Origin of the sequence: Geodermatophilus africanus (assembly GCF_900107105.1) — a bacterium.
In the GTDB taxonomy this organism is placed as follows: Bacteria; Actinomycetota; Actinomycetes; order Mycobacteriales; family Geodermatophilaceae; genus Geodermatophilus; species Geodermatophilus africanus.
On record NZ_FNOT01000012.1, the window covers coordinates 94,608 to 113,686 of the forward strand.

Sequence of the window (19,079 nt, forward strand, 5' to 3'; positions counted from 1 at the left end):
TGAGGGCGGAGGCGACTGCCGGTAGGTTGAGCGGCGTGACCGTCGTCGAGACCATCCTCGTCTACGCGGGCGCCCCGCTGGCCGTGGTGGCCGTCCTGGCCCTGCTCACCCTCGTCCCCGGGCGGCCCAAGCGGCTGCGCTACAAGCCGGGGCAGCCGTGGCAGCACGAGCCGGTCTGGTACGAGCCGCACCCGGTGGGCGGCGGGGGCCACGGCCCCACCGAGGCGCACGGCCCGGCCGGCGTCCCGGGCGACGGGACGACCGCGCTCGGCTCGTCGATGTACCCCGAGCAGCACGGCCCGGGCGCTCCCGGTCAGTCCGGCGCGTACGGCGGGGGCGACTCGCACGGCGCCACCAGTGTCCGCGCCCTGACCGCCGGGCCCTCCGCCGCGGCCGCGGCGCGTCCCTTCGGCGGCGCGCGCGGCACCTGGTGACCGGCGTGAGCGCCCACCGCAGCACCCCCGAGAACCCCCACGGAGGCCAGAGATGACCCGCGTGCTCGAAGCGACGTCGCACGACACCGCGACGTCCGCCGGCACCATGGCGACGCGCGCCGACGAGGCCGAGGCGCCCGACTCGCTCTTCAGCTACCGCGAGCTGCTGCGCGTCGACGAGGCGCTGACCATGTCCTCCCGGGAGACCGGGCTGCGCTTCACCCTCTACATCGGTGACCTCGGGCAGCAGACCCGGGCCCGCGCCGAGGAGCTCTTCGAGCACTCCGGGCACGACCTGCCGGAGTCGGTGCTGCTCGCCATCTCGCCCGGTCAGCGGGTCGTCGAGGTCGTCACCGGCGCTGCGGCGGCGCGCCGGCTGCCCGACCGCGCCTGCGCGCTGGCCGTGCTGTCGATGACCAACGCCTTCGCCTCCGGCGACCTGGTGGGCGGCATCGTCAACGGGCTGCGCCAGCTGTCCGACCAGGCCGGCCACCCCCGGGGGCTGCGCACGCACTAGGCACCTCGTCGCCCTGCCGGGCGACACCGCGACCAGGTGCCGTCCCCGGCTGTCGTCGAGCCGCCCCCGTCCTTCGTCGGGGGACCCTCCGGGCCCCCGCTCCTCAGGACCCCTCGTCGAACACCAGAGGCCCGGCAGCCATCGGGTTTCGGGCCTCTGGCGTTCGACGGTCCTCGCTCAGCTCTCCTCGGCGGCGTCCCGCTCGCGGGCCCGCAGTGAGCGCGCGATGCCGTCGCGGCCCTCCGCGACCAGCCGGCGCAGCGGCGCCGGGTGCTCGTCACCGGCCAGCCAGGCGTCGGCGGCCTGGACCGTGCGCAGCTCGACCACCGGTGGGAACAGGTACTGCACCGCGTTCTTGGCGATCTCGCCGGGGCGCCGGTCCCAGAGCGGCCGGATGTCGGTGAAGTACCGGTCGACGTAGCCGGCCGTGAGCGCCCGCTGGGCCGGGTGCCAGAAGCCCTGCAGCATCGCCTCGTGCACCGCGTTCGGGATGCCGTCGTCGGTGAGGGCCCGGGTCCAGGTCTCCTCCTTGGCCTCCGGCGTCGGCCGCAGCGCCCGCGCGGTCGCGGCCCGCCGCTGCCCGGTCGCCGTGGCGTCGCGCTCCTCCTCGGCGGCGATCTCGGTGTCCCCGGCCGCGCCGATGGCGACCAGCCCGTGCAGGAACGCCCAGCGCGCATCGGCGTCGACCGGCAGGCCCTCGACGACGCGCGAGCCGTCGAGCAGGCCCCGCAGCACGGCGGCGTGCGCCTCGGTGCGGGCGGCGCCGGCGAAGGTGCGCGACCACTGCAGCTGGGTGTCGCTGCCCGGCTCGGCGGCCTCGAGGGCGGCCATCGCCTCGTCGGCCAGGGCCCGCCAGCCGGTCTCGGCCCAGCGCGGGTCGGCGTAGTTGGCCAGCGCCGACTGCACCCGGGCCAGCAGCGACTGCACGACGCTGATCTCGCTCTCGGCGTCCACCCCGGCCAGCACCAGCGCCACCCAGTCGCGGGCCGGCAGCTCGGCGTCCCGGGTCATGTCCCAGGCCGCCGACCAGCACAGCGCCCGCGGCAGCGGGTCGGGGATGGTGCCGATCGCCTCCTGCAGGATGGCGAGCGACCGTTCGTCGAGCCGCAGCTTGGCGTAGGTCAGGTCGTCGTCGTTGACGAGCACCAGGTCCGCCACGGGGTGGCCGGCGAGCTCGGGGACCTCGGTCAGCTCGCCCTCGACGTCCAGCTCGACGCGCGTGCGCCGGGTCAGCCCCGCGGGACCCCGGTCGTACAGACCCACGGCCAGCCGGTGCCGGCGCAGCACCGGGTGCTCGGGCACCGCCGTCTGCCGGATCGCGACGCGGGAGTACCGGCCGTCGTCGTCGACGTCGAGGACCGGCCGCAGCGTGTTGACCTGGCTGGTCTCCAGCCACTGCCGCGACCACTCGGTCAGGTCGCGGCCGGTCGCCTCCGACAGCGGGTCGAGCAGGTCGGCCAGCGTGGTGTTGCCGAACGCGTGCTCCCGGAAGTAGCAGCGGATGCCGGCCAGGAACTCGTCCCGGCCGACGTAGGCCACCAGCTGCTTGAGCACCGAGGCGCCCTTGGCGTAGGTGATGCCGTCGAAATTCACCTCGACCGCCGCGACGTCGACCATGTCCGCGGCGATCGGGTGCGTCGTGGGCAGCTGGTCCTGCGCGTAGGCCCAGGCCTTCTCGGTGTTGGCGAACGTCGTCCAGGCGGTCGTGTACTCGGTCGCCTCGGCCTGGCACAGCGTGGAGATGTAGGTGGCGAAGGACTCGTTGAGCCACAGGTCGTCCCACCAGCGCATGGTCACCAGGTCGCCGAACCACATGTGCGCCAGCTCGTGCAGCACCGTCTCGGCGCGCCGCTCGTACTTGGCCCGGGTGGCCTTGGACCGGAAGACGTAGTCCTCCAGGAAGGTCACCGCGCCGGCGTTCTCCATCGCCCCGGCGTTGAACTCCGGCACGAACAGCTGGTCGTACTTGTCGAACGGGTACGGGTAGTCGAAGATCCGGTGGAAGAAGTCGAAGCCCTGCTTGGTGACCCGGAACAGCTCCTCGGGGTCGAGGTGCTGGGCCAGCGAGGCACGGCAGTACAGCCCCAGTGGGATGCCCTCGTGGGAGTCGGTCACCTTCGCGTAGGGGCCGGCGACCAGCGCGAGCAGGTAGGTCGACAGCCGCTGCGTCGGGGCGAAGTGCACCAGCTGGGATCCGCCGGGACCGGCCTCGACGGTCCGGCCGCCGGTGTTGGAAACGACCTGCCAGTCGAACGGCGCGGTGACGTGCACCGTGTAGGGCGCCTTGAGGTCGGGCTGGTCGAAGCAGGTGAACACCCGCTTGGCCTCGGCCGGCTCGAAGTGGGTGTAGAGGTAGACCCGCCCGTCCTCCGGGTCGACGAAGCGATGCAGCCCCTCGCCGGAGTTCGAGTACCGGCAGTCGGCCTCGACGACGAGCGTGTTGTCCTCGGCCAGCCCGGGCAGCGGCAGGCCGCCCTCCTCGGTGTAGCTGGAGACGTCGAGCGGCTTGCCGTTGAGCGTGGCGGAGCGGACGGTCTCGGCGACCAGGTCGATGAAGGTGTCCGCGCCGGGCTCGCGGCAGGTGAACCGCACCGTCGTCGTCGACCCGAAGGTGTGCTCGCCGGGGCGCCCGGCGCCGTCGGTCAGGTCGAACTGGACGTCGTAGCTGTCGACCGCCAGCAGTCGGGCGCGGGCGGCGGCGTCATCGCGGGTCAGGTTGGGTACGGCCACGCAGGGGAGCTTCCCACGGCCCTCCGACACGCCCCCGGACCTGGACCGGGACGCCGACCCGCCCGGGCGAGCGCGGGAACAACGGCTCCCCGGTCCGGCTTGGCACCGGCAGGGCAAGACCCGGCACACCGTCGCCGGGCAGGACGACGCGAGGAGCGGAACGCATGACCGAGGCAGTGCAGAGCGCGCCCGTGAAGGCCCGCGTGGACTTCTGGTTCGACCCGCTGTGCCCGTGGGCGTGGCTGACCAGCCGCTGGGTGCTCGAGGCGGCGAAGGTCCGCGACATCGACCTGCGCTGGCACGTCATGTCCCTGGCGGTGCTCAACCGCGGCCGGGACCTGCCGGAGGAGTACCAGCAGATGATGGAGCAGGCGATCGGCCCGGTCCGGGTGGCGATCGCCGCGGCGCAGCAGCACGGCGACGAGGTCCTCGGCGACCTCTACACGGCCATGGGCACGCTGCGCCACCACGAGGGCCTGGAGCTCGACGAGCTGATCGCCCCCGCGCTGGAGCGGGTCGGCCTGCCGGCGTCGCTGGCCGAGGCGGCCACCTCCACCGAGTACGACGAGGCCCTCGAGAAGAGCCACCACGAGGGCATGGACCCGGTCGGCGACGACGTCGGCACGCCGGTGATGCACATCGACGGCGTGGCCTTCTTCGGCCCGGTCATCAGCAAGGTGCCCACCGGCGAGGACGCCGGCAAGGCCTTCGACGGCGCCGTCCTGCTGGCCAACCTGCCCGACTTCTGGGAGCTCAAGCGGACCCGGCTGTCCGGCCCCGACATGGAGTCCGTGCCGGCCGACGCGCTGGAGATCACCCGCCGCTGAAGAAGGACCCCGTCCTCCTCACGCCAGGTGAAGAGCCCGGTGGTGCCGGCGGCTGACCGTGGACCACGGTCGACGGTCAGGGGACGTCCTCGCTCCTCGGTCGAGGACGTCCCTGACCGGTCGGCGACGTCCCGGCCCCGGTCAGGGTCCTCGGTCCCCTACGTTGCGTGGCATGACGGTCCACCGGATGGATCACGTCGGCGTCGTGGTCGAGGATCTCGCCGCTGCCCTCGCGTTCTTCGTCGAACTGGGCCTGGAGCTGGAGGGCGAGGCGACGGTCGAGGGTGAGTGGGTGGACCGGCTCGTCGGGCTGGAGGGAGTCCGGGCGGACATGGCCGTCCTGCGGACCCCGGACGGCCACGGCCGGGTCGAGCTGTCGACGTTCCACACGCCGGTGGCCACCAGCGCTGCGCCGAGGGCGCCGGTGAACACCCCGGGCATCCCTCGCCTCACGTTCTCCGTCGACGCCGTCGACGACGTCCTCGACCGCCTGCGCGCCCACGGCGGTGACCTCGTGGGCGAGGTGACGCAGTACGGGGACGTCTACCGGTACTGCTACGTCCGCGGCCCCGACGGCGTCATCATCGGGCTGGTCGAGGACCTCCGCTGAACCGGAGCACCGGCACCACCGCGTGACGGCCGCCGCTCGGTGGGCGGCGACGCCGGCCGCGTCCGGTGACCCGGGAACCGGCCACCACCAGCTGCTGCCGGGCCGCCCGCCGCTAGCGCCCGCGGTGTGCGGCATCCTCGACGGGTGCCGCACCCCGTCCGCCAGCGCATCCTGATCTCCGGCGCCAGCTCCGGTCTCGGCGAGGGCATGGCGCGCCGCTTCGCCGCGATGGGCCGCGACCTGGCGCTCGTGGCCCGCCGGTTCGACCGCCTCGAGGCCCTGCAGCGCGAGCTGCTCGCCGCCCGTCCCGGCATCCGGGTCGAGGTCGCGGTGATGGACGTCGACGACGCCGACTCGGTCGCCACGGTCCTGCCTGCGCTGGCCGAACGGCTCGGCGGCCTGGACCGCGTGATCGCCAACGCCGGCATCGGCAACGGGATCGCCGTCGGCACCGGTGCGGCGGCGACCAACCGGGCCATCCTGGCCACCAACGTGCTCGGCACCCACGCGCAGTGCGAGGCGGCCGTCGAGCTCTTCCGCGCCCAGGGCTCCGGGCACCTCGTGCTGGTGTCGTCGGTCGCCTCGATCCGGGGCATGCGCGGCAGCCGGACGGCGTACGGCGCCAGCAAGGCGGCGCTGAACGCGCTCGCCGAGGGGATCCGCTCCGACCTGCTCGGCACCGACGTCCGCGTCACCACGGTGCTGCCCGGCTACATCGCCACGGACATCAACGTGGGCCGCCGCGGGCCGTTCACCGTCGACGTCGACACCGGCGTCGACGCGCTCACCGCCGCGATCGAGAGGGAGCCGGTGCGCGCCTACGTGCCCGAGTGGCCGTGGCGCCCGATCGCCGGGCTGCTGCGGGTGCTGCCCCTGCCGGTGGTCCGCCGGCTCACCTGAGAGCGCTCCCAACGTCCCTCGGCCGTGACCATCGGCGGGTGGCTCCCGGCGTCGGCGTGTCACACCACCACGCGCCGATGATCACGTCAGGAGTCAGGAGTCAGGAGTCAGGAGTCAGGATCCCGTCCGCCCAGCCCTCGCCGGTCCCCGCCGCGCCCCGTCCAGAGGCTCGCCGCGAACCTGCGAGTGGTGAGCAGGACGGGGTCCTTTCCTCACCAGCAGATGCGCATCGGCCGGCCGCGGGCGTCGGTCGCGCCGTCGCCGAGGCACTCCGCGGTGCCGTCAGCGATCCGCCGGGCCGACCAGGCAGCAGCGCAGGCGTCGAGGGCGTCGACCGCCGGCACGCGCGGCGGGGCATCGAGCAGCGCAGCGTCGACGTCCATGACCCCGCAGAGGGCGGCCAGCCGCCGCGCCATCCCGCGCGCGGTGACCTTGGCGTCCGTGAGCCCGGGGTCGAGCGCCCGGAACGCCAGCTCGGGGTGCACCTCGACGACGTGCTCGGCCGGTGGCTCGCCGAGGGCTTCGTCGAGTGCCCGGATGGAGCGGACCAGCTGCCAGGCCTGCGCCGACAGCGACGTCCCACCCGTGGCGCGGACGGACAGGACGCGCGCCTCGGCGTAGTCCTGGGCTGCGAGCACCGCGCGCACCGGGGCGGGGAACACCGAGCTGCCGGCCTTCCCCAGCCGGGCCTTGGCGCTCCGGTCGCAGGCTCTGGCTCCGTCGTCGGACAGTCCGATCGGCATGTCTATGCCGACCACCTCGACGTCGGGGACGGCGAGGACCGCGGTGGCGTCGGCCAGGTCCAGCAGGCGGACCGAACGACCGTCGAGCAGCGCTCCGACCCACCGGCCGCGCCACCCGTCGACACCCAGCACCGCCACCCCGGCAGCCTGTCAGACTCCCCGCCATGCGCGTCTTCGTCGGGACCGACCACGCCGGCCTGGAGTTCAAGGAGCATCTCAAGCAGGCGCTGACCGACGCCGGCCACGAGCCGGTCGACTGCGGGGCGGTCGAGTACGACGCGGAGGACGACTACCCGCCGTTCTGCTTCGAGGTCGGCGAGCGGACGGTGACCGACCCGGGCAGCCTCGGCGTGGTCATTGGCGGCTCGGGCAACGGCGAACAGATCGCGGCCAACAAGGTGCCGGGCGTGCGCGCCGCGCTGGTGTGGAACCGCTCGACAGCCGAGCTCGCCCGCCAGCACAACGACGCGAACGTGGTCTCGATCGGTGCCCGCCAGCACAGCGTGGAGGAGGCCACCGAGCTGGTGCTGCACTTCCTCGCGACGCCCTTCAGCGGCGAGGAGCGGCACGCCCGCCGGATCGGCCTGATCAGCGACTACGAGCGCGACCGGCACCGCCCCGCGGGCGGGTTGCCCACCAGGTGACGTGGTGGAACGCCCCCCTGCAGGTATAAGGACCCCCTGCCCCCCGCCACTCGCAGGCTCGCGGCGGGACCCTGCAGGGGGCCGTGGGGCAGCGGGGTCCGCTCAGAACTCGTCCGGGCACCACGGCGTGACCGGCCAGCGGAACGCCGTCCCGGCCTGGGTGACCGCGCCCGGGCTGACCTCGGTGACCCGCCCGGCCGCCTGCAGCGTCGCCAGCGAGACCCCGCCGAGGTAGGCCGCGCCCAGCGCCTCGACGTCGAGCACGAGGTCGGGGTCGGCGTCGGTCTCCGAGCAGAACGCGCCGGCCGGGTGGCCGACGAGGGCCCAGCGGCCGTCGTTCCACGGGCAGGACCGGTCGCGCACCTCGAGCACCAGGTTGACCGGAGCCGGGTAGCGGCGGGCGGCCAGGGCGCGGCCGACGTCGACCAGCCGCACCCACAGCGCGTCGTACTGGTGCACCCGCAGCGCCCGGGGCTCGGCCAGCAGGTGGCGCAGCGGGTCGTCCGGCGAGGCGGTCGGCGCCCGCATCGTGCGGATGAGGTCCAGCGACAGCAGGAACCGCCACAGCGCCGCGTGCGCCGGCGGGCTCAGCGCGAGCACCTCCTCGACGACGACGGTGCCGTCGGGCTGGCCGTCGTCCGTCCACGCCGACCGGACGCGGTAGGCGGCGTAGCCGGTCACCGTGCCGTCGGGCTCGACGTGCCGCAGCAGGCGCCGCTCGGACGCCCCCTGCCGCTGGGTGGGGTCGTCGGCCAGGCCGCGGTCCCACCAGCGGGCGTCGCGGGCGAGGTTGCCGGGCACCGACCGGCGCACCCGGTCGTGCAGGTTCACGGCGGCCGCGCGGTACTCCTCGACGCCGACCTGCTCGACCCGCCCGTCCCCGAGGTCGACGTCCGGCCGGAACCGCAGCCGGGCCACGTCGCCGGAGAGGTTGCCGCGCTGGGTGGCCGGCGCGTAGCCGAACCGGCCGTAGATCGAGGACTCCGAGGCCCACAGCGCCGCGACCGGCTCGCGGCCCTGCTCGTGCAGCTCGGTGAGCTGGCGGTGCATGAGGGCGGTCAGCACGCCGCGGCGGCGGTGGCTGGGCGCGACGCTCACCCACGTCACGCCCGCGCAGGGGACGACGCCGCCGGGCACGGTCAGCTCCCGGCTGTAGACGCCGGACGTCGCGACCACCCGGTCGCCCTCCCACAGCCCGAGCGAGCGGTCCAGCTCCGCGTACGGGGGGACGGCGTCGACGAAGGAGGCCGGCGGCTCCTCGGCGAACGCGGTGAACAGGGCCCGGCTGAACGACGGCCACTCCTCAGCAGTGGCGGGGCGCAGCCGGTCGGCGAAGTCGGTCACCGGAGTTGTCTACCGGCAGCCGGTGACCTCGTGCGACCGGTCACCGGTCGAGGGCCCGGAGGACGGCGTCGCGCACCGGCCCGCGGTGCGGCCGGCCGTGCCCGGGCAGGAGGACGTCGGCGTCCAGCCCGGCGAGGTGGTCGAGGGCGGCGCGGGCCCGCTGGGGATCGTGCGAGAACAACTCCGGCAGGAGCTGGGGACCGCGGCGGGCCGAGGTGGGGTGGCCGGTGACCAGCGCGTCGCCGGTCAGCACGACGCCGGTCCGCGGCAGGGAGAAGGCGGTGTGGCCCGACGTGTGACCGTGGGTCGGGACGGGGACCGGGGCGCCCGGCAGGTCCAGCGCACCGCCGGCCGGGAAGGGGAGGACCTCGGGAGCGCGCACGTCGCGCGTCCCGCCGCGGCGCAGGGCGCGCAGGGCCCAGCTCGCCACGCGCGGGCGCCACGAGTGCGCGAGGACCGTGGGGACCGACACCTGCTCCAGGCGCTCCCGCCGGGCGTGGGGCACCTCAACCGGGTCGGTGTAGGCGGGGACGCCGTGCGCGGCGGACAGCCGCGGCACCGCACCGAGGTGGTCGGCGTGGGCGTGGGTGACCAGGACGGCGCGGACGTCCTCGACCCGGTGGCCGCTCAGCGCGATGGAGGCCTCGACGTCGTCGGCGTCGCCCGGGTAGCCGGCGTCGACCAGCGTCAGGTCCCGGCCGTCCTCGAGCAGGTACCAGTTCACGAGGGCACCGCGGACCCAGAACACACCGTCGGCCACCCGCACGACGTCGTCCGGTCGCACGGTCACGTCGGCTCCCTCCCGTCCTCCCGCGCGGAGGCGTCAGCGGACCACGGTGGCCCCGGCGGTCAGGGTCCCCGGCGCCACCTCGGTGCGCCCGGCGTCGCGGACGACGGCGTCCATCGCCGCGACCTCGTCCGGCCGCCCGCCGAGCACCACGACCCGACCGTGCGGGATGCCGAAGGCGGCCAGCGCGGCGTGCACCGCCTGCGCCGCGGCCTTGTGCCGGGACATCGACACGTTCGTGTTGACGAGGATGCGGACCTCGGGCCCGTCGGCGTCCACGGTGGTGACCTCCCGGTCAGCTGCGCAGGTAGGCCAGGGTCGCCATCACCCGGCGGTGCTGGTCCTCGTCCTGGGTGAGGCCCAGCTTGGCGAAGATCCGCTGGGTGTGCTTCTCGACGGCGCCCTCGGTCACCACCACCCGCCGGGCGATCGCGCCGTTCGAGGAGCCCTCGTCGGCGATGAGCCCGAGGACCTCGCGCTCCCGCGGTGTCAGCCGGCGCACCGGGTCGTCGGCGCGCCGGCGGGCGAACAGCTGGGCGACCACCTGCGGGTCGAGCACGGTGCCTCCGGCCGCGACGCCGGTCAGCGCGGCGAGGAAGGAGTCGAGGTCGGTGACCCGGTCCTTGAGCAGGTAGCCGACCCCGCCCCGGCCGTCGGCGAGCAGCTCGTCGGCGTAGGCCACCTCGACGTACTGGGAGAGGACCAGCACCGCCGTGCCGGGGACCGCGACCCGGGCCGCCACCGCGGCCCGCAGTCCCTCGTCGGTGTGGGTCGGGGGCATCCGCACGTCCACCACGGCGACGTCCGGCCGGTGCTCGGCCACGGCACGGACCAGCGAGGGGCCGTCGCCGACGGCGGCGACCACCGCGCTGCCCTCCTCCTCGAGGAGCCGCACGAGCCCTTCGCGGAGGAGGACCGAGTCGTCGGCGATCACGACCCGCACGGCACCTCCGCGACCAGGCGGGTGGGGCCTCCGGGCGGGCTGTCGACGGTGAGGACGCCGTCGACCGCGCGCAGCCGGTCCGCCAGCCCGGCCAGGCCGTGCCCGGGCGCGAGCACTGCGCCGCCGTGGCCGTCGTCCTCCACGGCGACCCGCAGGGCGGGGCCGGCGGCCACGACGACGACCTCGGCGCGGGTGGCCCCGCTGTGCTTGGCGACGTTGGCCAGGGCCTCGCTGATGACGAAGTAGGCGGTGTTCTCCACGACGGGCGCCAGCCGCTCCTGCGGCAGGTCCACGGCCAGTTCCACCGCCACCGGCGAGCGCGCGGCGACGGCGGCCAGCGCGGCGGCCAGACCGCGGTCGGCCAGCACCGGCGGGGCGATGCCGCGGGAGAGCGCGCGCAGTTCCTCGAGCGCCTCGTGCGCCAGCGTCGCCGCCTCGTCGAGGGTGGCCTGGGCGGCGGCCGGGTCGCGGTCGAGCTGCCGCTGGGCGCGGGAGAGGTCCATGCCCAGGCGCACCAGGTGCTGCTGCGGCCCGTCGTGGATGTCGCGCTCCAGCCGGCGCAGCGCGACCGCCTCGGCGGCGACGGCGGCGTCGCGCCCCTCGGTCAGCCGGCCGATCTCCGCATGCGCGGCGGCCCGGGAGGTCAGCAGGGCGCGGCCCAGCTGCGCCTGCAGCAGCGCCGCCCCGCGGACGACGAACGGCAGCAGGACGGCGAAGACGGCGCCGACCAGCGTGTAGGAGAAGATCCGCGACCACGACGACGACTCGAGGCCGAGGAGTTCGAGCAGGTCGGAGTTGTCCGGGTCGGTGGAGGCGTCCGGCAGCGCCCAGTCCCACAGGCCGTAGGTCAGCCCGCCGAGGGCTCCCGCCCACCAGGTGACCGTCACGACGAACGCCAGGACCGCGAACGGGAAGCGCAGCAGCCCGTGCAGCGCGTCGAGCCAGCACTGGGGGTCGCGCAGCGGCGCGGTCAGCCGCCGCACCGCGCCGCCCTCGCCGGCGGGCAGGTAGGCCGGCCGGGGCAGCTCCCGGCCGAGGACGGCGGGCAGCCAGGCGCGCTCGACGCCGGCCAGCCCCCGGGCGGCCAGCAGCGTGCCGGCCAGGACGGCGACGCCGATCCAGACGACGAGCAGCCCGGCGCCGGCGGACAGCCCCGTCACCACGACGACGAAGGCGGCCACGGCGAGGGGGAGGGCGAGCAGGGAGTAGCCGGTGTCCACGCCCAGCTGCCGCAGCGGCCCGCGCGGCCGGGTGGGGGGCGCCGGGGCGGGGGCCGGTGGGGGCAGGACGGCGGTGTCGCTCATGCCGTCGAGCCTGGCCGCGGGAGCGCGCTCGTCCCATCCCGCCAGCCGGTCGATCGGGTGTCGGGCTGGCCCGACAGCACGGGGCTGCTCATCTCGGACGCGATGCTCCCGAGGTGGTGGGCGCGGTGTCCAGGGCCGGGGCCTCGTAGGGTCGCGGGGAGCCGGGCGCGCCCCGCCGTCGCGCCCCGCGTGACCGTGCGACCGGCGGGGGGAGGGAGCCGTGCGCTCTCGGACGCTGCCGATCGCCCTGACCGCGGCGCTGCTGGCCGGCGGCTGCGGCGCGGCCTCCGGCGAGGAGACCGAGGACGCCGCCGGGGTGGCGACCTCCGCGCCCGACGCGCGCCTCACCCTCGTCGCCGACGAGGACGCCGTCGCCTCGGCGGCCTCGGCCAGCCGGGCGCTGTTCGACCGCGCCGACGTCGTCGTCCTGGCCCGGGACGGCGACGCGGCCGGCACGCTGCTGGGCGCCTCGACCGCCACCGGCCTCGGCGTCCCGCTGCTGCTCGAGCCGGCCGGCGGGGGTCCCGCGGACGCGCTGGGCAGCGAGCTGGAGCGGCTGGGGACCACGACGGTCCTCGCCGTCGGGGCGGCCGAGGGCGGGGGCGATGGCGGACCCGAGGTGGTCGCCGTCCCCGCCGTGCCGGACGCCGTCGCCGAGGTGACCGGTCTGGAGCTGGGCGAGGCACAGCAGGTGGACGGCGACGGCGCGGCGGCCGCGGTCGCGGGGCTGGACGCCGAGCAGCCGGCCGCGCTCCAGCCTCCCGGCGCCGAGCCGGCCACCGGCGAGGCGGGGGAGGGCGAGCTCCCCGCCGTCGAGCGCGCCGAGCCGCTCGAGGACACCGTCGTCGTGACCACCGGCGCCCCGGAGGCGCTGGCCGGCGTGGCCACCGCCCGGGCCGCCGGGGCGCGCGTGCAGCTGACCGGTGGGGGCACCGACCCGCGCGGGTCGGCCGAGCTGGTCGAGCTCCTCGCCGAGCGGCAGCCCGGGACGGTCGTGGCGCTGGGCGCCGGGTTCGCCGCCGAGGAGGGGCTGGACTGGAAGCTCGAGACCGCCACCACCGGGCAGCAGCTGCCCGGCGGCGGCCAGCTGCTCTTCCCGGAGCACTTCCTCGTCGCGCTCTACGGCAGCCCCGGCACCGGCGCGCTCGGCGTCCTCGGCGAGCAGGACCTGCCGGAGTCGATCGAGCGGGCGCAGGCCCACGCGGCCGACTACGAGCCGCTGGTGCCGGATGCGACCGTCGTCCCCACTTTCGAGGTCATCGCGACCGTGGCCTCCTCGGTGGCCGGGCCGGACGGCAACTACTCCACCGAGCTGCCGGTCGAGGAGCTGCGGCCGTGGGTCGAGGCGGCCGGCGAGGCGGGCATGTACGTGGTCATCGACCTGCAGCCCGGCCGCACCGACTTCGTGACCCAGGCCGAGCTGTACCGCCCGCTGCTGGAGCTGCCGCACGTCGGCCTGGCGCTGGACCCGGAGTGGCGGCTGGGGCCGAACGAGGTGCACCTGACCCAGATCGGCTCGGTGTCCATCGACGAGGTCAACCGGGTGGTCACCTGGCTGGCCGACCTGACACGGGCCGGCGACCTGCCGCAGAAGCTGCTCCTGCTGCACCAGTTCCGGGTGGACATGATCCCGGACCGGGACCGGCTGGACACCTCCCGCGACGAGCTGGCGCTGATGGTGCACGCCGACGGCCAGGGCGGGCAGGGCGACAAGCAGGCCACCTGGCGGACGCTGCGGCAGACCGAGCCGGACGAGGTCGCCTGGGGCTGGAAGAACTTCTACGACGAGGACGTCCCGATGCTCACCCCGGAGGAGACGGTGGCCGTCGAGCCGCGGCCGAACCTGATCAGCTACCAGTAGCGCGGGCCTCCCGTTCCGTCGGTGTCCTGTGGTGAGCTGTCGCGGCCCACGCCGGAGGAGGACCCGTGACGACCGTGCTGACCGACGAACTCGACCCGCGGCTGCTCGAGCACCGGCGGGAGCTGACCGGCTACTGCTACCGGATGCTCGGGTCGGCCTTTGACGCCGACGACGCGGTGCAGGAGACGATGGTCCGCGCCTGGCGGGGCCTGGCCGACTTCGAGGGCCGCTCGGCACTGCGCTCCTGGCTGTACCGGATCGCCACGAACGTCTGCCTCGACCAGCTCTCCGGCCGGCAGCGCCGGGCGCTGCCCATGGACCTCTCCGGCTCGCCGTGGCAGCCGGTCGAGGCCTCGCTGGCGGTCCGCCGCCCGGGGACGGCGTGGGTGGAGCCGGTGCTCGACCGGCAGGTCGTGGCGGAGGACGCCGACCCCGCCGAGCAGGCCGTGCAGCGGGAGTCGATCCGGCTGGCCTTCGTCTCCGCGCTGCAGCACCTGCCGCCGCGCCAGCGCGCCGTGCTGCTGCTGCGCGAGGTGCTCCGCTGGCGGGCCGAGGAGGTCGCGCAGCTGCTCGACACCACCGTGGCGTCGGTCAACAGCGCGCTGCAGCGGGCCCGCGCCACGATGGCCGAGGTCGGCGGCGAGGCCGAGACCGAGCCGCTGGACGCCGTCCAGCGGGCCCTGCTGGAGCGCTACGTCGACGCCTTCGAGCGCTACGACGTGGAGGGCCTCGTCCAGCTCCTGCACGAGGACGCCACCCAGCACATGCCGCCGTTCGCCATGTGGCTGCGCGGCCGGGCCGACATCGGCACCTGGATGCGCGGCCCGGGTGCGAAGTGCGAGGGCTCCCGGCTGCTGCCGACCCTCGCCAACGGCGCGCCGGCGTTCGCGCAGTACCGGCCCCGCCCCGGTGGCGGGCACGAGCCGTGGGCGCTGCACGTACTCGAGGTGCGCGGCGGCCGGGTCGCGCACATCTCCAGCTTCCTGGACCTGGACAACAACCTGTTCCGCCGGCTCGGGCTGCCCGTCGAGCCGCCCGCCTGAGGAAGGACCCCTGGAAGGACCCCCTGCCCCCGCCACTCGCGAGCTCGCGGCGGGACCCTGCAGGGGGCCAGGGAAACCCGCGGCGGGACCTCGCAGGAACCTTCCAGGCTCAGCCCTCGCGGACGCCCACCAGCGGCAGGGTGAACGCGCCGGACTGGATGCCGGCCAGGTCGAGGGCGAGGAAGCGGAAGCCGGCGGCCCGCACCACTGCGATCGCCTGCTCCCGCAGCGGGTCGGACACGAGCGCCGGCAGTTCCTCGACCGGGACCTCGAGGCGGGCGACGTCCCCGTGGTGGCGGACCCGCAGGTCCCCGAGCCCGAGCCGCCGCAGCCCGGACTCGGCCGCCTCCACCTGGGCGAGCTTCTCGGGGGAGACCTCGCTGAAGTGCGGGATCCGCGAGGCCAGGCAGGGCGCCGCGGGCTTGTCCGCGCAGGGCAGCTCCAGCGCCCGGGCGATCCGGCGCACCGCGGCCTTGTCCAGGTCGGCGTCGGCCAGCGGGCGCAGGACGGCGTGCGCGGTGGCCGCGCGGGCGCCGGGGCGGTCGGGTCGCCGGGCGTCGTCCGCGTTCTCCCCGTAGGCGACAGCGGTCAGGCCGTACCGGGACACGACGTCCTCGGAGATCCGGGTGAAGAGCTCGTCCTTGCAGTGGAAGCAGCGGTCCGGGCCGTTGCGCCGGTAGTCGGGCCGATCGCCCTCGGCGGTGGGCACCTCCACGACGGGCACCCCCACGTGCGCGGCCACCCGGTGCGCCGCCGCCCGCTCGTCGGCGGCGAGGCTGGGGGAGACGCCGAGCAGCGCGAGCACCCGGTCGGCGCCGAGGGCGTCGGCGGCGAGGGCGAGCAGCACCGAGGAGTCGACGCCGCCGGAGAAGGCGACCCCCAGCCTCGCCGTGCCGGCCAGCCGCTCCCGGAGGTCGGCGACCGCCCGGCGGTCCGCCGGCTGCAGGTCTGTCGGAGTCACGTGCTCACCCGTTCCTCGTGCGTGCCGGCCCTGCCGGTGGCCGGTCGACGTCGTCCGGCTCAGCGCGCGTCGGCCAGGAGCTCGCTGCTGACGTAGGGGATGGTCTGCGGCCCCTCGGGCAGCACGCACACCCGGGCGTCGGGCCCGGCCGCGTCGAGCAGTTCCCGCACCGTGGCCCCGATGTCGTGGGTCTGCTCCAGGTGGGCCGCCTCGAGGGCGTGGTCGGAGAGGTACGCGGTGTGCATGATCACCCGCGCCCGGGTCTGGATCTTGGCCTGCACCTGGACCTGCCACTGGTCGGGCACGGTCTTCGGCCGGCTCTCGATGAGGTCGAGGAGCGCCTGGGGGGACGCCGCGGACTCGAGCACCTCGCGGTAGGAGCCGTGGTTGGGGAACCCGTCCCGGCACTCGGCCGCGCAGATGATCGCGCCGCCGTCCTTGACCACCGTGGCCGCCGCGGAGATGCCCTTCACGGCCTGGTACAGGTTCTGGTCCAGGGGGAAGCCGGAGTTGGTCGTGACCACCACGTCGAAGCGCTCCGGCACCGGTGCCATCGCCAGCTCCCGGGCCGCCTCGCGGGCCGCGGCGTGCATGGCGAACAGCTCCCCGGCGAACGCGCCCACCACCTGCTGCTCCCGGTTGAGGGTGACGTCGAAGCCGAAGTGCACGCCACCGACCGCCGCGACGACCGCGCGGATGTCGTCGTGGACGGGGTTGCCCTCGCAGACGCCCCACACGGCCTGGGGGGAGCCGATGCGCTCGGCGTCGTGCAGCGTGAGCACGGTCTCCAGGCCGGCGAGCCCGGGGACGGCCAGCTTGGGGCCACCGCTGAACCCGGCGAAGAAGTGCGGCTCGACGAACCCGGTGGTGATCCGGACGTCGGCGTCGACCCAGTGGCGGTCGAGCCACACGGGCACGCCGTTGCCGTGGGTGCCCATCCAGACCAGGGAGTCCTGGTCGCGCGCGTCGTGGTTGAGGACGTGCACGCTGTCGACGACGTCGTCGCCGAGCATGCTGCGGATCTCGGCCTCGGTGTTGCCGCGGTGCGTGCCCGTGGCGATGAGGATCACCACGTCGTCTCGGTCGACGATGCCGTCGAGCTCCTCGAGCACGGCCGGGACCATGAGGTCCCGCGGCTGGGCGCGGGTGCCGTCGCAGACGGAGATGGCCACCTTCTGGCCCGGTCGCGCGATCTCGCGCAGCGGCGGCCCGACGACCGGCTCCCGCAGGGCCGCGCGCAGGACGGCAGCGGGGTCCTCCGCGCCAGGCACGTACCGGGGCTCGACGACGGTCGTCCGGTCGTCCGGCAGGTCGACGCTCAGCCCCTGCTCGCCGTAGGCCAGTTGCACCCTCATGTGATCACCCGTCCGGTCGCTGGCGCGTGCCCGGACCCTAACCGGGCAGACCGCCGCGGCGCCCGACAACGACCTGCTCCGGCCCCGCTGGGAGCGGCCGGCTGCCGCCGGGCAGGATGCCGCTGTGGACGGCGAGGCACGCGACCCCGGGTACGTCGACCTGGGGTTCGCGCGGGTGGACACCGACCGGCTGTCCCGCACCGGGGACCCGGAGGTGGTCTACGCCGCCGGCAAGACGCCGGACGAGGTCGTCGCCGTCGTCGGGACGCTGCGCGCGGCGGCGCCCCACCGACCCGCGCTCGTCACGCGGGCGGACCCGGCGACGGTGGCGGCGGTGCGGTCGCGGTGGCCCGGGGCGCAGGTGGAGGCGACGACGGTGGTCGTCGGGGAGCTGCCGCCGGCCCGGGGGCTGGTCGCGGTGGTCACGGCCGGCACGTCGGACGCACCGGTGGCGGCGGAGGCCGCGACGACGGCGCGGGTCTTCGGCGCCGACGTCGTCCGGGTGGTCGACGTCGGGGTCGCCGGGCTGCACCGCGTCCTCGACGCCCGCCCGGTGCTGCAGGACGCCGACATCGCGATCGTGGTGGCGGGCATGGAGGGCGCGCTGCCCAGCGTCGTCGGCGGCCTGGTCGGCACACCGGTGGTCGCCGTGCCGACCAGCGTGGGCTACGGGGCCAGCTTCGGCGGGCTGTCCGCGCTGCTGGGCATGCTCAACTCCTGCGCCGCGGGCGTGGTCGTCTGCAACATCGACAACGGCTTCGGCGCCGGGGTGTTCGCCGCCCGGATCGCGCGCCGCATGCACGCGGGTGCCGTGGAGCCGCGGTGACGAGGGTCGGCTGGCTGGACCTCGGCAACGGCGTGGCCGGCGACATGCTGCTCGGTGCGGTCGTGGGGGCGGGCGTGCCGCTCGCCGACGTCGCCGCCGCGCTTGAGCCGCTGCAGCTGCCGATCACGCTGCGCGCCGAGGACGTGCGCCGCGGCGGACTGCGGGCGGTCCGGGTGGTGGTCGAGGCGCCCGAGGCCGGCCAGCCGACGCGCCGCTGGTCCGACGTCCGGCGGCTGCTCGACCGGCTCCCCGATCCGCTGCGGTCGTCGGCGGTCGCGGTGTTCGGCGCGCTCGCGCGGGCCGAGGCGGCGGTGCACGGCGTGGCCGAGGAGGACGTGCACTTCCACGAGGTGGGCGCGCTGGACGCCGTCGCCGACGTGGTCGGGGTCTGCGCCGGGATGGCCGCGCTGCGCCTGGACCGGCTGGTCGCCTCCCCGATCGCCCTCGGTGGGGGGCGGGCGCGGACGGCGCACGGCACGATCCCGGTCCCCGGACCCGCCGTGCTGGCCTTGCTGGAGGCGGCGGGGGCGCCCGGGCGCGGCGGCCCCGACGAGGAGGAACTGGCCACGCCGACCGGGGTCGCGCTCGCCACCACCCTGGCGTCCGGGTTCGGTCCGATGCCGGCGCTGCGCCCGACGGCGACCGGCACCGGCGCCGGCGCCCGGGACCCCGCCGGCCGGCCCAACGTGGTGCGGCTGGTCGTGGGCGAGGGTCCGCCCGGCGCGCCCGGGGGCCTGGACACGACGACGGCAGTGGTCCTCGAGGCCAACGTCGACGACCTCGACCCGCGCGTCTGGCCGCCGGTGCTCGCCGCGCTGCTGGCCGCGGGCGCGCTCGACGCCTGGCTGACCCCGACGATCACGAAGAAGGGCCGGCCCGCGCACGTCGTCGCGGCCCTCGCCGGACCGGCCGAGGTGGCCCGGGTCCGCGAGGTCCTGCTGCGCGAGACCACGACGCTCGGCGTCCGCGAGACGCCCGTCGTCCGGCACGCCCTCCGGCGCACGTTCGACACCGTCTCCGTTGACGGGCAGCCGGTCGCGGTCAAGCTCGGCTGGGGACCTGACGGCTCGGTGCTCAACGCCATGCCCGAGTGGGAGGACGTCGCCCGGGCGGCCGCCGAGCTCGGCCGGCCGGTCAAGCAGGTGCTGGCGCAGGCCGTCGGGCTCGCGGAGGCGCTGGCGGCCGACGCCCGGCGCCCGCCCGCCCGGGAGTGACGCGCCAGCCGACCGTCCCACGACCCGGGAGCACGC

Annotated in this window: 19 protein-coding genes; 10 read left to right on the forward strand and 9 right to left on the reverse strand. The window is 75.7% G+C overall.

Translation table 11 applies throughout. The annotated features are described in order from the left end of the window. Positions 1–35 precede the first annotated feature (35 nt). Both ctaJ and BLW63_RS19215 read left to right on the forward strand, forming a co-directional pair. Positions 36–434 carry an aa3-type cytochrome oxidase subunit CtaJ gene (ctaJ, locus tag BLW63_RS19210; RefSeq protein WP_091159836.1) on the forward strand — a complete coding sequence of 133 codons (399 nt, stop codon included), beginning with the start codon at positions 36–38 and terminating at the stop codon, positions 432–434. Between the two features lie 52 nt (positions 435–486). Next, positions 487–951 (forward strand): DUF5130 family protein, encoded by a 465-nt coding sequence (locus tag BLW63_RS19215; protein ID WP_091159839.1) that lies wholly within the window; start codon positions 487–489, stop codon positions 949–951. A 177-nt stretch (positions 952–1,128) separates the two neighbouring features. Here the strand turns inward: BLW63_RS19215 and pepN are convergent, their stop codons facing one another. Beyond that, positions 1,129–3,681 (reverse strand): aminopeptidase N, encoded by a 2,553-nt coding sequence (gene pepN / locus BLW63_RS19220; RefSeq protein ID WP_091159963.1) that lies wholly within the window; start codon positions 3,679–3,681, stop codon positions 1,129–1,131. A 164-nt stretch (positions 3,682–3,845) separates the two neighbouring features. On the opposite strand from pepN, the gene BLW63_RS19225 reads away from it, so the two are divergent. The 3 genes from BLW63_RS19225 to BLW63_RS19235 all read left to right on the forward strand — a co-directional run bounded on the left by BLW63_RS19225 (position 3,846) and on the right by BLW63_RS19235 (position 6,018). Continuing rightward, on the forward strand, positions 3,846–4,508 hold the full coding sequence (locus BLW63_RS19225) for a mycothiol-dependent nitroreductase Rv2466c family protein (protein WP_091159841.1): 663 nt from the start codon (positions 3,846–3,848) through the stop codon (positions 4,506–4,508). Positions 4,509–4,680: 172 nt separating this feature from the next. Then, on the forward strand, positions 4,681–5,118 hold the full coding sequence (locus tag BLW63_RS19230) for a VOC family protein (protein WP_091159844.1): 438 nt from the start codon (positions 4,681–4,683) through the stop codon (positions 5,116–5,118). A 144-nt stretch (positions 5,119–5,262) separates the two neighbouring features. Continuing rightward, on the forward strand, positions 5,263–6,018 hold the full coding sequence (locus BLW63_RS19235) for an SDR family oxidoreductase (protein ID WP_091159847.1): 756 nt from the start codon (positions 5,263–5,265) through the stop codon (positions 6,016–6,018). Between the two features lie 212 nt (positions 6,019–6,230). Here BLW63_RS19235 and BLW63_RS19240 read toward each other — a convergent pair whose 3' ends face one another. Then, positions 6,231–6,899 (reverse strand): DUF429 domain-containing protein, encoded by a 669-nt coding sequence (locus BLW63_RS19240; protein WP_091159850.1) that lies wholly within the window; start codon positions 6,897–6,899, stop codon positions 6,231–6,233. A gap of 26 nt (positions 6,900–6,925) precedes the next feature. On the opposite strand from BLW63_RS19240, the gene BLW63_RS19245 reads away from it, so the two are divergent. Further along, complete coding sequence (locus BLW63_RS19245; protein WP_091159854.1) at positions 6,926–7,405, forward strand: ribose-5-phosphate isomerase; 480 nt, start codon at positions 6,926–6,928, stop codon at positions 7,403–7,405. Between the two features lie 102 nt (positions 7,406–7,507). On the opposite strand, the gene BLW63_RS19250 is transcribed toward BLW63_RS19245, so the two are convergent. The 5 genes from BLW63_RS19250 to BLW63_RS19270 are packed head-to-tail and all read right to left on the reverse strand — an operon-like array spanning position 7,508 to position 11,783. Continuing rightward, complete coding sequence (locus BLW63_RS19250) at positions 7,508–8,749, reverse strand: GNAT family N-acetyltransferase (protein WP_091159856.1); 1,242 nt, start codon at positions 8,747–8,749, stop codon at positions 7,508–7,510. 40 nt (positions 8,750–8,789) lie between these two features. Then, positions 8,790–9,539 carry an MBL fold metallo-hydrolase gene (locus BLW63_RS19255; protein ID WP_244522674.1) on the reverse strand — a complete coding sequence of 250 codons (750 nt, stop codon included), beginning with the start codon at positions 9,537–9,539 and terminating at the stop codon, positions 8,790–8,792. 33 nt (positions 9,540–9,572) lie between these two features. Beyond that, positions 9,573–9,815, reverse strand: a complete 243-nt coding sequence (locus BLW63_RS19260) for a hypothetical protein (RefSeq protein ID WP_244522675.1) — start codon at positions 9,813–9,815, stop codon at positions 9,573–9,575. A 16-nt stretch (positions 9,816–9,831) separates the two neighbouring features. Continuing rightward, positions 9,832–10,479 carry a response regulator gene (locus BLW63_RS19265; protein WP_091159859.1) on the reverse strand — a complete coding sequence of 216 codons (648 nt, stop codon included), beginning with the start codon at positions 10,477–10,479 and terminating at the stop codon, positions 9,832–9,834. Continuing rightward, on the reverse strand, positions 10,467–11,783 hold the full coding sequence (locus tag BLW63_RS19270; RefSeq protein WP_091159861.1) for a sensor histidine kinase: 1,317 nt from the start codon (positions 11,781–11,783) through the stop codon (positions 10,467–10,469). Before BLW63_RS19270 ends, BLW63_RS19265 begins: the two co-directional genes overlap by 13 nt. Positions 11,784–12,003: 220 nt before the next feature. Between BLW63_RS19270 and BLW63_RS19275 the strand changes: the two genes are divergently transcribed. Continuing rightward, the gene (locus BLW63_RS19275) at positions 12,004–13,644 is read left to right on the forward strand and encodes a hypothetical protein (protein ID WP_091159864.1); all 1,641 of its coding nucleotides are present in this window, start codon (positions 12,004–12,006) and stop codon (positions 13,642–13,644) included. A 65-nt stretch (positions 13,645–13,709) separates the two neighbouring features. Then, positions 13,710–14,687, forward strand: a complete 978-nt coding sequence (locus tag BLW63_RS19280) for a sigma-70 family RNA polymerase sigma factor (RefSeq protein ID WP_091159867.1) — start codon at positions 13,710–13,712, stop codon at positions 14,685–14,687. Between the two features lie 109 nt (positions 14,688–14,796). Here the strand turns inward: BLW63_RS19280 and larE are convergent, their stop codons facing one another. Then, positions 14,797–15,648: an ATP-dependent sacrificial sulfur transferase LarE gene (larE, locus tag BLW63_RS19285; protein ID WP_091159870.1), complete on the reverse strand. Its 852-nt coding sequence runs from the start codon at positions 15,646–15,648 to the stop codon at positions 14,797–14,799. 59 nt (positions 15,649–15,707) lie between these two features. Continuing rightward, positions 15,708–17,003 (reverse strand): nickel-dependent lactate racemase, encoded by a 1,296-nt coding sequence (larA, locus tag BLW63_RS19290; RefSeq protein ID WP_091159873.1) that lies wholly within the window; start codon positions 17,001–17,003, stop codon positions 15,708–15,710. Between the two features lie 124 nt (positions 17,004–17,127). Between larA and larB the strand changes: the two genes are divergently transcribed. Together larB and larC are read left to right on the forward strand one after the other, a co-directional pair. Then, positions 17,128–17,829 (forward strand): nickel pincer cofactor biosynthesis protein LarB, encoded by a 702-nt coding sequence (gene larB / locus BLW63_RS19295; protein ID WP_091159876.1) that lies wholly within the window; start codon positions 17,128–17,130, stop codon positions 17,827–17,829. Further along, complete coding sequence (gene larC / locus BLW63_RS19300) at positions 17,826–19,043, forward strand: nickel pincer cofactor biosynthesis protein LarC (protein ID WP_091159879.1); 1,218 nt, start codon at positions 17,826–17,828, stop codon at positions 19,041–19,043. Before larB ends, larC begins: the two co-directional genes overlap by 4 nt. The last annotated feature ends 36 nt before the right edge of the window (positions 19,044–19,079 follow it).

Excerpts from the sequence above, each read along its gene's own strand:
- BLW63_RS19230 (WP_091159844.1), top strand. The coding sequence starts at position 4,681 with ATGACGGTCCACCGGATGGATCACGTCGGCGTCGTGGTCGAGGATCTC.
- BLW63_RS19245 (WP_091159854.1), top strand. The coding sequence starts at position 6,926 with ATGCGCGTCTTCGTCGGGACCGACCACGCCGGCCTGGAGTTCAAGGAG.
- BLW63_RS19270 (WP_091159861.1), bottom strand. The coding sequence starts at position 11,783 with ATGAGCGACACCGCCGTCCTGCCCCCACCGGCCCCCGCCCCGGCGCCC.
- larA (WP_091159873.1), bottom strand. The coding sequence starts at position 17,003 with ATGAGGGTGCAACTGGCCTACGGCGAGCAGGGGCTGAGCGTCGACCTG.
- BLW63_RS19215 (WP_091159839.1), top strand. The coding sequence starts at position 487 with ATGACCCGCGTGCTCGAAGCGACGTCGCACGACACCGCGACGTCCGCC.
- BLW63_RS19225 (WP_091159841.1), top strand. The coding sequence starts at position 3,846 with ATGACCGAGGCAGTGCAGAGCGCGCCCGTGAAGGCCCGCGTGGACTTC.